The 13,582-nt window shown below is 64.2% G+C and carries 15 protein-coding genes; 6 read left to right on the plus strand and 9 right to left on the minus strand.

Going from position 1 to position 13,582, the window contains the following annotated elements:
- Positions 1-7: 7 nt before the first annotated feature.
- Both ABIA90_RS20260 and ABIA90_RS20265 read left to right on the plus strand, forming a co-directional pair.
- Complete coding sequence (locus ABIA90_RS20260; protein WP_354122053.1) at positions 8-268, plus strand: SemiSWEET transporter; 261 nt, start codon at positions 8-10, stop codon at positions 266-268.
- Between the two features lie 313 nt (positions 269-581).
- The gene (locus ABIA90_RS20265) at positions 582-1,265 is read left to right on the plus strand and encodes a nucleoside deaminase (RefSeq protein ID WP_208088093.1); all 684 of its coding nucleotides are present in this window, start codon (positions 582-584) and stop codon (positions 1,263-1,265) included.
- 24 nt (positions 1,266-1,289) lie between these two features.
- On the opposite strand, the gene ABIA90_RS20270 is transcribed toward ABIA90_RS20265, so the two are convergent.
- Both ABIA90_RS20270 and ABIA90_RS20275 read right to left on the minus strand, forming a co-directional pair.
- On the minus strand, positions 1,290-2,060 hold the full coding sequence (locus ABIA90_RS20270; protein ID WP_247303855.1) for a phosphorylase family protein: 771 nt from the start codon (positions 2,058-2,060) through the stop codon (positions 1,290-1,292).
- 516 nt (positions 2,061-2,576) lie between these two features.
- Entirely contained in the window at positions 2,577-3,371 is a 795-nt protein-coding gene (locus ABIA90_RS20275) for a DODA-type extradiol aromatic ring-opening family dioxygenase (RefSeq protein WP_354122052.1), read from the minus strand.
- 158 nt (positions 3,372-3,529) lie between these two features.
- Between ABIA90_RS20275 and ABIA90_RS20280 the strand changes: the two genes are divergently transcribed.
- On the plus strand, positions 3,530-3,709 hold the full coding sequence (locus ABIA90_RS20280; RefSeq protein ID WP_014493109.1) for a hypothetical protein: 180 nt from the start codon (positions 3,530-3,532) through the stop codon (positions 3,707-3,709).
- Positions 3,710-3,716: 7 nt separating this feature from the next.
- Here the strand turns inward: ABIA90_RS20280 and ABIA90_RS20285 are convergent, their stop codons facing one another.
- Together ABIA90_RS20285 and ABIA90_RS20290 are read right to left on the minus strand one after the other, a co-directional pair.
- The gene (locus tag ABIA90_RS20285; RefSeq protein ID WP_354122051.1) at positions 3,717-5,189 is read right to left on the minus strand and encodes a carboxylesterase/lipase family protein; all 1,473 of its coding nucleotides are present in this window, start codon (positions 5,187-5,189) and stop codon (positions 3,717-3,719) included.
- Between the two features lie 81 nt (positions 5,190-5,270).
- Positions 5,271-5,447, minus strand: a complete 177-nt coding sequence (locus ABIA90_RS20290) for a hypothetical protein (RefSeq protein ID WP_231143017.1) — start codon at positions 5,445-5,447, stop codon at positions 5,271-5,273.
- 260 nt (positions 5,448-5,707) lie between these two features.
- On the opposite strand from ABIA90_RS20290, the gene ABIA90_RS20295 reads away from it, so the two are divergent.
- From ABIA90_RS20295 to ABIA90_RS20305, 3 genes are all read left to right on the plus strand, one after another.
- The gene (locus ABIA90_RS20295) at positions 5,708-8,398 is read left to right on the plus strand and encodes a flavin-containing monooxygenase (protein ID WP_354122050.1); all 2,691 of its coding nucleotides are present in this window, start codon (positions 5,708-5,710) and stop codon (positions 8,396-8,398) included.
- A 133-nt stretch (positions 8,399-8,531) separates the two neighbouring features.
- Positions 8,532-8,804 (plus strand): hypothetical protein, encoded by a 273-nt coding sequence (locus ABIA90_RS20300; protein WP_208088099.1) that lies wholly within the window; start codon positions 8,532-8,534, stop codon positions 8,802-8,804.
- Positions 8,805-8,915: 111 nt separating this feature from the next.
- Positions 8,916-9,221 (plus strand): hypothetical protein, encoded by a 306-nt coding sequence (locus tag ABIA90_RS20305; protein ID WP_014493104.1) that lies wholly within the window; start codon positions 8,916-8,918, stop codon positions 9,219-9,221.
- Positions 9,222-9,548: 327 nt separating this feature from the next.
- On the opposite strand, the gene ABIA90_RS20310 is transcribed toward ABIA90_RS20305, so the two are convergent.
- The 5 genes from ABIA90_RS20310 to ABIA90_RS20330 form a co-directional block, all read right to left on the minus strand.
- Positions 9,549-9,704: a hypothetical protein gene (locus ABIA90_RS20310; protein ID WP_166343542.1), complete on the minus strand. Its 156-nt coding sequence runs from the start codon at positions 9,702-9,704 to the stop codon at positions 9,549-9,551.
- Positions 9,705-9,819: 115 nt separating this feature from the next.
- The gene (locus ABIA90_RS20315; RefSeq protein WP_085401556.1) at positions 9,820-10,335 is read right to left on the minus strand and encodes a septal ring lytic transglycosylase RlpA family protein; all 516 of its coding nucleotides are present in this window, start codon (positions 10,333-10,335) and stop codon (positions 9,820-9,822) included.
- Between the two features lie 152 nt (positions 10,336-10,487).
- Positions 10,488-10,655 (minus strand): hypothetical protein, encoded by a 168-nt coding sequence (locus ABIA90_RS20320; protein ID WP_166101541.1) that lies wholly within the window; start codon positions 10,653-10,655, stop codon positions 10,488-10,490.
- 30 nt (positions 10,656-10,685) lie between these two features.
- Positions 10,686-11,936, minus strand: coding sequence for a DUF1501 domain-containing protein (locus ABIA90_RS20325; RefSeq protein ID WP_354122049.1), 1,251 nt, complete (start codon positions 11,934-11,936; stop codon positions 10,686-10,688).
- A gap of 2 nt (positions 11,937-11,938) precedes the next feature.
- Entirely contained in the window at positions 11,939-13,420 is a 1,482-nt protein-coding gene (locus ABIA90_RS20330) for a DUF1800 domain-containing protein (RefSeq protein WP_354122048.1), read from the minus strand.
- Positions 13,421-13,582 lie beyond the last annotated feature (162 nt).

Consider the following 13,582-nt stretch of genomic DNA (forward strand, 5'->3'; position numbering starts at 1 on the left):
AGCCGGCATGGAACCCTTCGCGATCAAGCTGATCGGCTTTGCCGCCGCAACCTGCACCACCGTCGCCTACGCGCCGCAGTTCATCAAGGTCTGGAAGACCCGCTCGGCGCGCGACATTTCGCTCGGCATGTTCCTGGTCATGGTGCTGGGCCTGGCGCTCTGGCTCATCTACGGCCTGCTCTCTGGCGACGCCCCGCTGGTCGCGGCCAACGCCATCACCATGGTGCTCGCCGGCGGTATCCTGTTCATGAAGCTGAGGTATGGGTGAGGTTGAAGCTGCGTAGAGCGGATTGGCGCGAGTACCCATAAAATCCGGGATGTCTGTTTTCGAGGGGCCCCGGAGCGGACATAGACAATCGATCATCGTGTGGTCCGTGCGGTACCTGAAAGGTAACGGTCCTTGATCCAGATCAAGTCAGACTGTTTGTAGCCCGCTGCTTAATTGCCAATATGCCAGGCCGCAGGAGCCGCCTCCGTAGCGGCGCCGGAAACATTCTTCGTCGCTACGACGCCGCCGTAACATGAAGGGGCAGCGACAGACGCATTCTCAACACCGATCTCGCGTTCCCAAGGGGGCGCCTATGAGTAGATCAGAAGCTGACGTCCAAGATCTGCGAATGATGGAAAGATGCCTCGAACTCGCTCGGCAAGGGGTGAAGCAAGGAGAGCTGCCATTCGGCGCCGTAATCGCGTTTCGAGGACAGGTCATCGCAGAAGCGACCAACCACGTTTCATCGGAATGCGACGTGACCCGACACGCGGAACTCGTGGCTCTTTCAGAGGCGCAGAAGATTCTAAGACAAAAGCGTTTGCCGGATTGCACCTTGTATTCAATCGTCGAACCTTGCCCAATGTGTTCTTTCCCGGCACGGGAGGCGCGGATTGGTCGCGTGGTGTTCGCCATTTCATCTCCGATCATGGGCGGATTTTCGAGATGGGACGTTCTGTCGGACAACAATCTGTCGAGCAAATTGCCGGAGGTCTTCGGACCTGCGCCGGAAATCGTCTCTGGCTTGCTATCCCAAAGGGCCGAGCAGGTTTGGCGCGACTGGAACCCGCTCGCCTGGCGATTTATGAGACGACGAGGCTGCTTCGGACGAGCGGCCGAGCAGACTTCGTGCCACGCGGGCGCGCCTCGGCCAACGTTTTCCTGGAACGCGCTGGCAGATATTTTGGCCGCGCCGGCTCTTTCGGTGAGTAACGTCTTCCTGCGCCGGCGTGCAGATTCAAACACCATCTCGGACCTGGACAAGCCTGGAGTCTGAGATCGGGAGCGCGCTGCTGCAGGATCAGGCGCGTGTGGCTATCGTTTCAAGTGCACGCGTCGGAATGGGGACTCGGTCTCGTGAACACAGGTGCGGGAAACCAAAGTGAGCTCCGAGCCGTCGCTTGGCGCTGCGCAAAGCCATCACCGCCATGACAGAGTCAACGGCGAGCCGGCCAAGACCAGGGAGTTGCCCCGGGTCTTGAACAAGCGAACGTCCAATCTTGCGCAGTTCAGGCTTACCTGCTGGCCCGATATCTATGAGCGCTGCCCTCGGAAGTTTTCGATGAGCGGGGTTTAGAACAACACGACAGACGGCAAAGGGAATTCTGAGTTCGGAAGCAATTCGAGCGACGATCTGCGACTCCATATCGGCGGCAACCGCCCCGGTGATGCCATGGAAATCCCGTCTCTCTTCAAGACTTGTCATCGGGGAAGCGACACCAGCTATCGCAGAGTAGCTGGCACCCGGGATCATCCGAATGAGTTCCTCGGCCCAGGGGAGGTCAGCTGGATAAGCTTCATCTTTCGCGGCAAATACCGACGAGGCGATGACGATGTGACCTGGTCGGAGCTTCGGATCTAGCCCGCCGCACACCCCGAAACTTATAATGCCGCGCGCGCCATGTCTGATGGCGTCACGCAAGTAAAAGGCGGTCCGGTCACCTTCAGCGATCATCGCTGGCGCGCCGGCTATTCTGGCCTCGATCGCAAGTCCAACGACGGCGATGACCGCCTTCACGTCACAGCGGGGGGCGCCAGTCTGAGCGTCGTTGACCGTGACATGCAGCGTCATCAGAGGCGTCGATAATCCTGAAACCGAAGTATTTCCAGACTCGGACAATCAAGAGTAAGCCGGCACTAGCACTGTCCGTCTAGACAAAATCGACAGGCCTCCCGATTGGAAGCCAGTTGTTGGAGAACTGTGCCTCGGACACCACAGCTGCCGCCTGATCGCGGCGGAGACTCGCACCTTCAATGGCGCAACGAACCCAAAGCGGACTCCTCGCAAATACCGTGAATCGCTGTGCTTCAGCGAGAGCGGTGCCATGATCGAATTTTGCCGCTGTTTTGCCCGACGTGTCAAACCCGTCGAAATACCGCTCGCGTATCCTGCCCGGCAAAAGTACGCTGCTAAGCTATTCTATTTGCTGGGCCGTTCTACTGTGCATGGGGTTGTTTTCGACATTTTTAGTCGGAACCCCGTAGGGTGGATTAGCCCGCGGCTGCGCGAAGCGCAGTCCGCCAGCGTAATCCACCACCTTCATTGCGGCTCGATGGTGGATTACGCTGCGCTAATCCACCCTACGATTCATCCAAACACATACGACGCCATCGCGACGTTCGCGACCTCGTCGACGAAGACGCGCTTGCCCACGTCGTTGCCGGCGGCACCTGCCGCGACCATCAGCGGCAGCAGATGGTCCTCGCGGGGATGCGCGAGACGCGCGCTCGGCGCGTTCTCCCAGTCGACCAGCATCGCGTTGCGGCGCGCCGCATCCGGGTTGCTGATCGCCTCGTTCAGATAGGCCTCGAAATCATACGAGACCGGCTTTGACTCCGGCCGGTTGAAGCCGCGCATGTTGTGATAGGTCAGCCCGCTGCCGACGATCAGGATGCCTTCGTCGCGGAGCGATGCGATCGCCTGTCCGACCTTGATGTGCTCGGCCGCATCGTAGCTCGCCTTCAGCGACAGCAGCACGATCGGCATGTCCGCGTTCGGATACATCAGGCCGAGCGGCACGAAGGTGCCGTGATCAAAACCCTGATTGGGATCCTCCCGGCAATCGAGGCCCGCGTGCTTGAGCAGTGCCCTCACCTGCGCGGCGAGCTCGGGCTTGCCCGGCGCCGGATATTTGAGGTGATAGGTATGCTCGGGGAAACCGTAATAGTCGTACACCATCGGCGGATGCGCCGAGGTCGACACGGTGAAGGCGTCGGCCTCCCAATGGCCGGTGATGACGAGCACGGCCTTGGGCTTCTCGGGGAGAAGCTGCGGCAGCCGGCCGAACTCCGCGGCCGTCTTGGCATATTGCACCCGCCGGTCCTCCATGAAGGGCCAGGGGCCGCCGCCATGCGACAGGAAGAGGGTTGGAAATCGCGTCATGGATGCCGGCTCGTCTCGTTGACAACATGCGCGTGCGAGCTGCCCGCGCGAACGGCGGCGAGCATAGGCAAACCGGTATGGTTAGCAAGTCGTTAACGATTTGCCGCCCACAATCCGGCCGTGGCCGAAGGAGTCGGCCTGAAGACAAGCGAGATGAGATGAAGAAGTTTGCGCTGGGGGACGTCGTCAACAGTGACAAGGGCCGCCGCGGCGTCGTTCGCGCCGCCTACAGGTCCAAGGACGGCCAGCAGTTCTACGCCGTCGAGAAGGACGGCGCGATGGACCATCTGGAAGAACACCGGCTGAGCCCGGCGCCGCGCGTCGAGCTCGCGGCCTAAGCCCAACTCATTTTCTGCTCTCGCTTGCAAGCCGGTCCAGGCGATCCGACCAGGGGTCGTCTCCGCTCGCGATGCGATCGTTCGTGATCAGCAGCAGGCGATCGCGGTCTGCGGCCGCGTCCCAATGCGGCAGATCCGGGCCGTTGGGATTGCCGTTCTTCGCAAAGTTGATCCAGTAACCGCGCATGCGGGTCGCGACCTCGCGATCCCCCCATGTGAGCAGTCCCGCGCCGGGCACGCCTTCCGCGCCGAAGATGAATTGCAGCTCGCGCCCGTGCCCTTCGTCGGGATTTGTGCGCCGGGCCTCGGTCACGTAAGCGAAGCGATAGCGAAACGTAGGCGCACCGGTTGCCGCATGGAGGCGGGCAAGCAGCCTGACCGGCTCGGAGAAGACCTTGTCGGTGTAGAATTTGGCTGCGCGCTCCGATGGCCTGGCGATATCAGGGTAGAGCTGGCGCAGCTCATCGCTGCTCTCGCCCGAGGACGCCAGCGTCTCCTTGATCTCCCGCTCGCCGTCGAAACGCGTCTCGTCGTCATTCGAGCCGATGATGAGGGGAATGCGGCTTTCGTGTCCCGCCGCAAATCCAGTGGCCACGTCTTCGTTCACCAGGATTCCATCCATCGCGGGCGCGAAGCTGCGCTCGGATTTGGCGAGCAGTTTTTGTTCGGCCGCAAGCAGCCGCGCCGGCGCGGCGACGCGCAAATCCGTCTCCTGCCCCAGCGCCGCCACGAATTGCCGGCCCATGGTCTCCGCCTCCTGCACCGGGCGCAGGCGCGCGCGGCCGGGCAGCGATTGCAGAATGGCTTTCTGGAAGAGGTCGCGCGATGGCGCGCACAGCATCAGCAGCGCGATCGACGTCGCGCCTGCGCCGCCGCCGAACAAGGTGACGTTGTTCGGATCGCCGCCGAAGGCCGCGATGTTGTCGTGCACCCAATGCAGCGCCGCGATCTGGTCCATCAGGCCGTAATTTCCGGAGCCACCTTCCGACAGCGCGGGATGAGCGAGCCAGCCGAGCGCGCCGAGACGATGATTCACGGTGACCACGATGAGGCCGGCTTGCGCGAGCTTTGCACCGTCGAACAGCGGATCGTTCGCGGTGCCGCTGATGAAGCCGCCGTCATGGATGAAGACCATCACCGGCAGCGGACCATCGACCCCGAAGGGACGGAATACGTTGAGCGTGAGGCAGTCCTCGCTCGCGCCCGGCAGCGAGGGCTGAAGACACGGCGCGCCGTACTCATAGGCGGTGCGCATCTCGGGGTTCTCGGCCGTTGCCTGCGGTGGGCGCCAGCGCAGCGCGCCGACCGGAGCCGCCGCGTAGGCCAGCCCCTTGAACGACGCCACCTCGCCCTCGACCGCGCCGAGCATCTGTCCTTCACGCGTCAGCGCGAACGGAAACTGCCCGACCGCCTGAGCGACGGCCGCACCGTCCCAGCAAAGGAGTGAAGACGCCACAACGAGTGCAAACTGGAGTCGCATCCTGGGGGATCTCGATGCGCCAAAAGGTTCCCCGACAGGTTACGTCTGCGGCCCGCGATGAGGCAAGCTCGGCGGCGCCGGCTAGCCGCCCTTGGCGACGATCTCCGCCAACGCGCGGCGTGCGACGATGCCGAGTTCACCAAGCGTGGAATGGCCCGATTGCGCCGCCTCGATCAGGCGCTCGGCGATGAACCTGCGGCTGTCGTGATCGCCGCCGTGCGGCAATTGGCGGCACGTCTGCTCCAGGACGACGTCCATGTTCGCTTTCGTCCGCTCACTCAGCTCTGTCATGACGCCCTGGGTACGCGTGGCTTGTAACCGCAAGCATACACAGAAGGATGTGGTCTGATTAGCCCGGACAATCCCGGCGGTTGTGCATCGCGGTGCGTGTATCGCCGCAACCTTCGCGCGGTCACGATGGTGCCGCAAACGACTACCGAAGATTGTACCTGTCCTGATGACAAGCCAAGCCTGCGGCGATAGCCTGCCGGCAAAACAAAAGACACGGGAGGAATACCATGCCAGACGCAATGGTCGCCGCACGTGAGTCCAAAGCGGCGAGTGGAACAGCCCAACAGGTCGACGTTGCCGTGGTCGGTGCCGGATTTGCCGGCCTTTATCTTCTCCATCGCCTGCGCAAGTCCGGCCTCACGGCGGTCGCCCTCGAGGAAGCCGGCGATGTCGGCGGCACCTGGTACTGGAACCGCTATCCCGGCGCCCGCTGCGATATCCAGACCATCGACTACAGCTACACTTTCGATCCGGAGCTCGATAACGCGTGGACCTGGTCGGAGAAATACGCGACCCAGCCCGAGATCCTGCGCTATCTCGGCTTCGTTGCCGATCGCTACGATCTGCGCCGCGACATCCGCTTCAAGACCAAGGTCACCGAAGCCAAATGGGACGAAGCGACTGAGCGCTGGCAGCTCACCACGAGCAGCGGCACGCCGGTCTCCTGCCGCCACTACATCATGGCCACAGGCTGCCTCTCCGCGCCGAAGCCGCCCGAGATCGACGGCGTCAAGGATTTTGAGGGCAAAGTCTATTTCACCGGGCGCTGGCCGCATGACGGCGTCGATCTCGCCGGCAAGCGCGTCGCCGTGATCGGCACGGGGTCGTCAGCCATCCAGTCGATCCCGCTGATCGCCGAGCAGGCCGCGCATCTGACCGTATTCCAGCGCACGCCAAACTTCGCGCTGCCGGCGCATAACGGCCCCTCGCCGTCCGATCGCATGGATATTTTCCAGAGCGACCGCGCGGCCTATCGCGAGCAGGCGCGACAGTCGATGACCGGCGTGCCCTATCCGCAGCAGACCGTCGTGAGCTGGCAATTGAGCGATGCCGAGCGTCGCGAGCGGTTCGAACGTGCCTGGGCCGCCGGTGACCTCGTCCACATCCTGACGCAGCTCTGGGCCGACCAGGGCGTCGACTTCAACGGCAATGCGCTGATCGGCGAGCTGATCCGCGAGAAGATCGGCGCTGCCGTGAAGGATCCGGAGACGGCGGCGGCGCTGATGCCGCACGACCATCCCTTCGGCGCAAAGCGCCCCTGCCTCGATACCAATTACTACGCGACCTACAACCGGCCGAACGTCACGCTGGTCAATCTGCGCCAGGAGCCGATCAAGGCGATCACCGCGAACAGCATCACGACGGCCAGGCGCAGCGTCGATGTCGACGTCATCGTGTTCGCGACCGGCTTCGACGCCATGACCGGCGCGATCCGCGCCGTGCATCCGATCACCGGACGCGGCGGCAAGTCGCTGACCGATGTCTGGGCGCAGGGGCCGCAGACCTATCTCGGGGTCACGGTCGAAGGGTTCCCCAACTTCTTCATGATCACCGGGCCCGGCAGCCCGTCGGTGCTGTCGAACATGGCGGTGTCGATCGAGCAGCATGTCGACTGGGTCGTCGACCGCATCGCTGCGCTGCGCGACGCTGGCTTCACCACGATCGAGCCGACCGAGACGGCGCAGGCCGGCTGGGGCCGGCACATGACGGACTGTTCGATGGTGACCCTGCACCGGCTCGCCAACACCTGGTACACGGGCGCCAACGTCCCCGGCAAGGTGCAGGGCCTGATGCCTTACACCGGCGGCGTCGGCCCCTATCGCAGCATTTGCGACGAGGTCACGGCCCGCGGCATGCTCGGCTTCAAGCTGACCGGCCCCAACGGCGCCGCGCAATGCAACGACGGCGAGGTGGTATGCCTGCAGCCGGATGTGCGGCTGGTGCTGAACCTGCTGGCATCGCTGAACCTGCCGCCGATCGAGTCGATGGGTGCGCTCGGCGCACGCGCCTTCGTCAACGAGTTCAACCAGGGCCGGCCCGCGGGACGGCTGATCGGCGATATCGTCGACGGCACGCTGCCCGGCACGAACGGCCCGCTGCCTTACCGGATCTACAAGCCGGCAACGCCGGGGCCCCATCCGGTCGTGGTCTATTTCCACGGCGGCGGCTGGGTGCTCGGCGACGAGCAATCGGACGAGCCGCTCTGCCGCGATCTGGTTCGGCGAACCGGCATGATGTTCGTCAGCGTCGGCTATCGCCATGCGCCCGAGCATCGTTTCCCGACCGCGGCCGAGGACGGCTATGCGGCAACGCGCTGGATCGCCGAGCACGCGACCGAGCTTGGCGGCAGGCCGGGCCCGGTGCTGGTCGCGGGCTGGAGCGCCGGCGGCAACATCGCCGCCGTCACCTGCCAGCTTGCGCGCGATCGCGGCGGGCCTGAGATCGCCGGCCAGCTCCTAGTCTGCCCGGTCACCGATTGCACTTTCGACCGGCCCTCCTACAACGACAATGCGACCGGCTATTTCCTGACGCGCTCGCTGATGTACTGGTTCTGGGACCTCTACTGCTCACCGGCCGACCGCACTGATCCGCGCGTCTCGCCGCTGCGCGGCAACGTCGCCGGCCTGCCGCCGGCCTTGGTCGTCACCTGTGAATTCGACCCGTTGCGCGACGAGGGCATCGCCTATGCCGAGGCAATGGCGGCCGCCGGCGTCCCGGTCGAGCAGCTCAGGGCGCGCGGCCATTTCCACTCGTCCTTTGCGATGGTCGACGTGGTGATCACCGGTGTAGCGGGTCGGGTGCAGATGGCCGAAGCCCTGCGGCGCTTCGCCGGGCTTCCGCCGAAAGCCAGCCGCGGCGATGAGGATAGCCACGATCATGCCAGCCCGGGCCACAGAATCGCGGCGGCCGCGAGCTGATTTGCGACAAGGCGGCCGGGAACCTTTTCCCGGCTGCTGCGTTAAGCGCTTGGCATTAAGATGCAGCGATAAGTGTGGGCCCCGGCACGCAGATCCGCGTGTTGGGGCAATTTTTGTTGCGTGAGGCGGGACGATGGGAGACGTGGTTGCGGATTCAAAGGTCGATTTCGGAGCGCCCGCAACCCTGCATAAATGGCCGTCGCTTGCGAACCAGCGCCGACCGGACAGAGATTCTTATCCGATAAGCGAAGGTACGCTCGACCAGTGTATATCGGCCTTCATGGAGAAGCCGGCCACGACCAGGCATCTCTATGAGATTCACACGATTGCGCAGCCGCCGCTGGTCACCGATATCCTCTCGCCCGAGCATGTCATCGAGCTATCGCGGTTGAGAGAATTTCTCTGATTGCGTGCAGACGCGGAAGCTGCACGCGCGCGACAAGCTTTTCATGAGGCAGGAACCTTCTACCGGATTTTCCCGTTAACCGGGATCGGAAGTCGAGACGAGAGCCCCAAGATGCTTGAAGCCGGCGTACCATCCGCGGTCGTGCCCTATGGCGCAGACCAGACCCTGTTCGTGGTGATTGATCGCCGCGACAAGGCGACTGAAATCCGCATCGAACGAAGCGATCTTGAAGCCACGATTGGCGAGCTTGTCGCCGGCTGCTTCAACGATCCGATCAAGGTGATCTCGTTCAACACGCTCGAGCATTGGATGAAGGACATCTCGACCGAAATCGCCGGCGAGATCAAGGCGCGCTGCGACATCGATGGCGTCCGGCTTCCCGACTATCTCAGCGACTTCGTCGAGAGCCATAGCTGACCTGACCGCGCGTCGTTCTCATTGATACGCTTCAAATCGCAGGCAACAAAAAAGCGCCGCTTCCGCGGCGCTTTTCGTGTGGCAGCATTATTGTTTGAGCGTGATCTTATCGGAAAATCACTCCACGCTTTTCCGGATCATGCACTAGTGGTGCCAGAACAATGCCAGCAGCAGAACGATCGGCAGCGGCACGCCAAGCAGCCAAAGCAAAGCACCTCGTCCAAAACCCATGACTTTACTCCTCCACGTTCATCATTGACATGACGCCAGAGACGAACAGAAGTTCCGCGCCTCGCAGCGAGGGCGAATGCGTTCAGTGCATGGTTATCAGGCGCGCCGGTACCTGCCGGCGATGACCTCGATTTCGCGGCGGCGTTCGCCGGCGAAGGTCAGGAGCTTTTCGATGGTCAGCGTATCCGTGATCCGTTTGGCGAGCCGCTCGGCGCGCGCGGCCTGATCTTCGAGATACTGGATCGTGTTCAAACGCCGCCTCCCCCGAGGACCCCAAATTGGAGCCCCGACTTGTTTGGGCACTCATGGTGCGCCAGGGCGACTAACACTCGGTTAAGCGGGGCAGCTCAAGTCAATCAATCGCGCTCTATCGCACCACGTCGAGCCGGACATTGGTGATGCCCTTGTCGACCATGCCGAGCGCCTCGGCCGCGGACGGCGAGATGTCGACCACGCGCCCGCGAACATAGGGCCCGCGATCGTTGACCCTGACGGTCACGAAGCGGCCCGAGGAGACATCGGTGACGCGCAGCTTGGTGCCGAACGGCAGGCTGGGATGCGCCGCGGTCAATTCGTTCTTGTCGAACCTCTCGCCGCTCGCGGTCTCCGTGTCCGAATAGAAGCTGGCAACGCCGTGCGAAGCGGTTTGCTTTGCGTCACGGTCGGGGACGCGTACCCGGCTGATCGGACGCGGATGCAAGGCCGCTACCCTATGGGGCCGCTGGACCGCAGCCTGCCGATTGGTGCCAAGATCGGCCTTCTGGCGGCCGACCGGCGATTGTGCGCAGGCGGCGAGCGATGCGGCACCGACGATGGCGAGCAGCAACCGGCATGAGCTTGCGAGGGAAATTCGGGCACTTTCGGCACGTGCAATGCGAGACATGGTACGCCCTCCGAACTGCCCGGAGTTTCGGCGGGCAATGAGGGCAGAACCTTGGCTGAAGGAAAGCAGGCTTAGGGCCACGACCGTTTCGCGCCGGCTGTGGCGATTCCACCACAGTGGCGTGTCCTAAGTCGAGCCAGACTCGCGAAAAACTAACCCGATACAACACGCCAGACGATCGGGCGCGTCTCCAGCTGCGCGTCGCTCGCCTCGGTGTCACCCTTCAGGAGCCGCATCAGCTCGCGCCGATAGAGCCGCCGCCAGCCGGTTTTCAGACTGGCGAGAAAGTCGAGTTCCCGTTGCGTCAGTGTGCACATCATGGACCCGATCCGGTTGCGCAGGCCGCGCCGTCAGCCGACGAGGCCGCCCATCGGCTTGACGTCAGCACTGCCGGGGAAGACCGCATCCGCCAGCACCTTCTCCTCGACACGCAGATGATCCCTGAGCAGGCCCTTCAGCACGGCGCGGAGATCGGTGGTCGGCTTGAGGTCGCGATCCTCGAACAGTTGCGCCGGCTTGAGGCCCGGCCAGTCCGCGATCACGCGGCCGCCGGCGAGCGCGCCGCCAATGAGGAAGGCGACCGTGCCCGTGCCGTGATCCGTGCCCTGCGTGCCATTGATGCGCGCGGTGCGCCCGAACTCGGTGACGACGGCGACGACCGTCTCGCCCCACACCTCGCCCATGTTGTTCTCGATCGCGGCAAACGCACCGTCGAGCGCGCCGAGCAGATTGTAGAGCTGGCCTGACGCTGCGCCTTCCGCGATGTGCGTATCCCAGCCGACGAAGCCCATCGCGCCGACGCGCGGGCCGTCGGGCTTGGCGAGATAGCGCGCGGCGGTGCCGGCGGCTTCGGCGAAGTAGGCGCGCACGCGCGCGATGCCGGGCGGCATCAATGTCGGATCGTCCGACATCGGATCGCCCGTGCCGGGCGCGCCGCCAAGCGAGGCGAGCTTCATGCGCGCCTGAAGCACGGTCGCGAGCTTCGGATCGGTGTGCTGGTAGAGATCGAGCAGGCGGTTCTGCGTGTCCTCGCTCGCCGGTAACAGTTTTTGCGGCACCCATGTCATGACGGGCGCCGAGCCGCGCACCACCAGCGGCGTCACCGAGCCGATGCCGAGCGCGCGGCTGCCGCGCGGATCGACGCGCCCACCCGACTCCATCGCGAGCAGCGCGCGGTTGAGCCATCCCGATGCGGTGGCACCGGGCTTGGTGAACCCGCTCTCCAGCACGTCCTGGCCGTCGAAATGCGAGCGCTCGCGGTAGGGCGTCGCGGCGGCATGGACGATTGCGGCCTTGCCGGTCTTGTAGAGCCGGTGCAGGTTCGGCATCGCCGGGTTGAGCGCGAAGAAGGAATCGAGCGGCAGCGCCGGCGGCTTGCCGTCCAGCACCAGCGCGCGATCGCCGCGCAAGCCGACCCAGTCGGGATCGCCGACCGGCGCGACCGCACCGAGACCATCGAGCGCGCCACGCAAGACGACGACGAGAAGGCGCGGATCGCGCCCTTCGGCGCGTGCGATCCGCGGCATCTGGCTCCACGCGAACAGCGCACCGGAGCCGACCAGAAGCTCGCGCCGCGTGGGCAAATGATTGACGAAGCCCATGCTCACCTCCTCTGAAAATCCGCCGACATGAACAACAATGCCAGCGCCTGCTGCCGGCTCTCGGCGCGGCCGACCGCCTGCTTCACCTCGGGCGCGATCTGCGATGCGAAGACGTCCTCGACGATCCCCTGCGGATCCGCTGTGGCCGCCACGCGCTCGGCAAAATTGTTGGCGATGTCGAGCCGCCGGCCGATGCCGTCGATCCAGCTTGCCTCGTCATCCGGATAGCCCTTGGGCGCCGACGGCCGCCACAGCCCTTCGCCGAGCAGCTCCTGGCCCGCCGTGAAACGCGTGGGGTCGACGACCGTAATCCCTGTCGCGCGCACCATGCCAACGCCCCATTCACTCGGACGCTTCAGTTTCGATGGCGGCCCGCGCCACGCCTCGTCCGACGAGACCATCGTAATCGCGACCTGCTTGAGATCGCCCTCGGTGTCGCGGAACGTCTTCGCCATTTGTTCGACGAGTGGCGGAGGCGGCTCGTCGGCCACGAAATGCCGTACGAGCTTGGTTGCGACATGGGTCGCGGTCGCCGGATGCGCAGCGAGGTCGCGCAGCACGGCGCGGCCCTGCTCGGCGTCCTCCTGCTCGTAACGCTTGCCGAGCACCGTCTGCCCGCCGGGCTCGTGGAGCCGCGGGTTGAAGGTGAATTCGCCGCCGTGCTCGGGATTGTCTCCGGGCGGAACAAGCGTCCATCCCGTCAACACATTGGCGAAGCTGATCACGTCGTCCTGGGTGTAGCCGGTCCGCACACCCAGCGTGTGCAATTCCATGATCTCACGCGCGATGTTTTCGTTGAGGCCGCGGCTGCGGTTGATGCCGGCGATCGAGTTCGCGCCCATCGAGCCGAGATTATCGAGATAGAACAGCATCGCCGGGTGGCCTTCGACCGCCAGCAGAAGATCGACGAAGTGGCCGAGCGCATTTGCGCGAATGGCCTCGCGCTCGTAAGCACCCGACATGCTCTGGATCTTGTAGGCCGAGATGCAGAAATGATTGGACCAGAACCACACCAGCCGCTCGGCGAAGCCGATGTCGGCGGCGAGCGCGGCTTCGATGCGCAGCTTGGCTTCCTGCAAGTAGATCGGACGGCCGGGATCGGGAACGGCGTCGGCCGCCTGCTTGGCCGCCATCTCGGCAGCATCCTTCTCCTGGCCCTGTGCTGGCGCTTGCCCCTCGGTCTGCGCCTGAGCCTGAGCCTGGTCACCCGGAGCAGTTGGCACCGCAGCCACCTGCTGCTTCTTGGCCTGTTGCTGCGCCTGCTTGGCGCGCGCGGCTCGCCGTGCATTGGCATCGGCCACTGTGCGATAGGCCTTCGCACTGGTGGGAAGGCTGGCGGCGGCGCTCAATGCGAGCGGCCGATCGAGCTCTGCGATCAACGCGCCGCGCGGGTCGGTCCCGACAGCCGCAAGTGATCCCGGTCGCGGCCCCATCCCGAAGCGATGAAGCGCCAGCACCGCTTCAGCCTTTGCAGAATTGCTCATGGCGAACGCCCAATTCTCCGAGCCACCCGACGGCAGCGCGATGTTGCCGCGTGCGGACTACGAACCGTAATGCTACAGACCGTAACACTAGAGATCGGCTTGCGCAAGCCGGGATTGAAAACGCCGCTGCACTATCTCGGTAGAACAAGCGCGCATCCGCTG

Source organism: Bradyrhizobium sp. LA6.8, assembly GCF_040547935.1.
Taxonomy (GTDB): Bacteria; Pseudomonadota; Alphaproteobacteria; order Rhizobiales; family Xanthobacteraceae; genus Bradyrhizobium; species Bradyrhizobium barranii.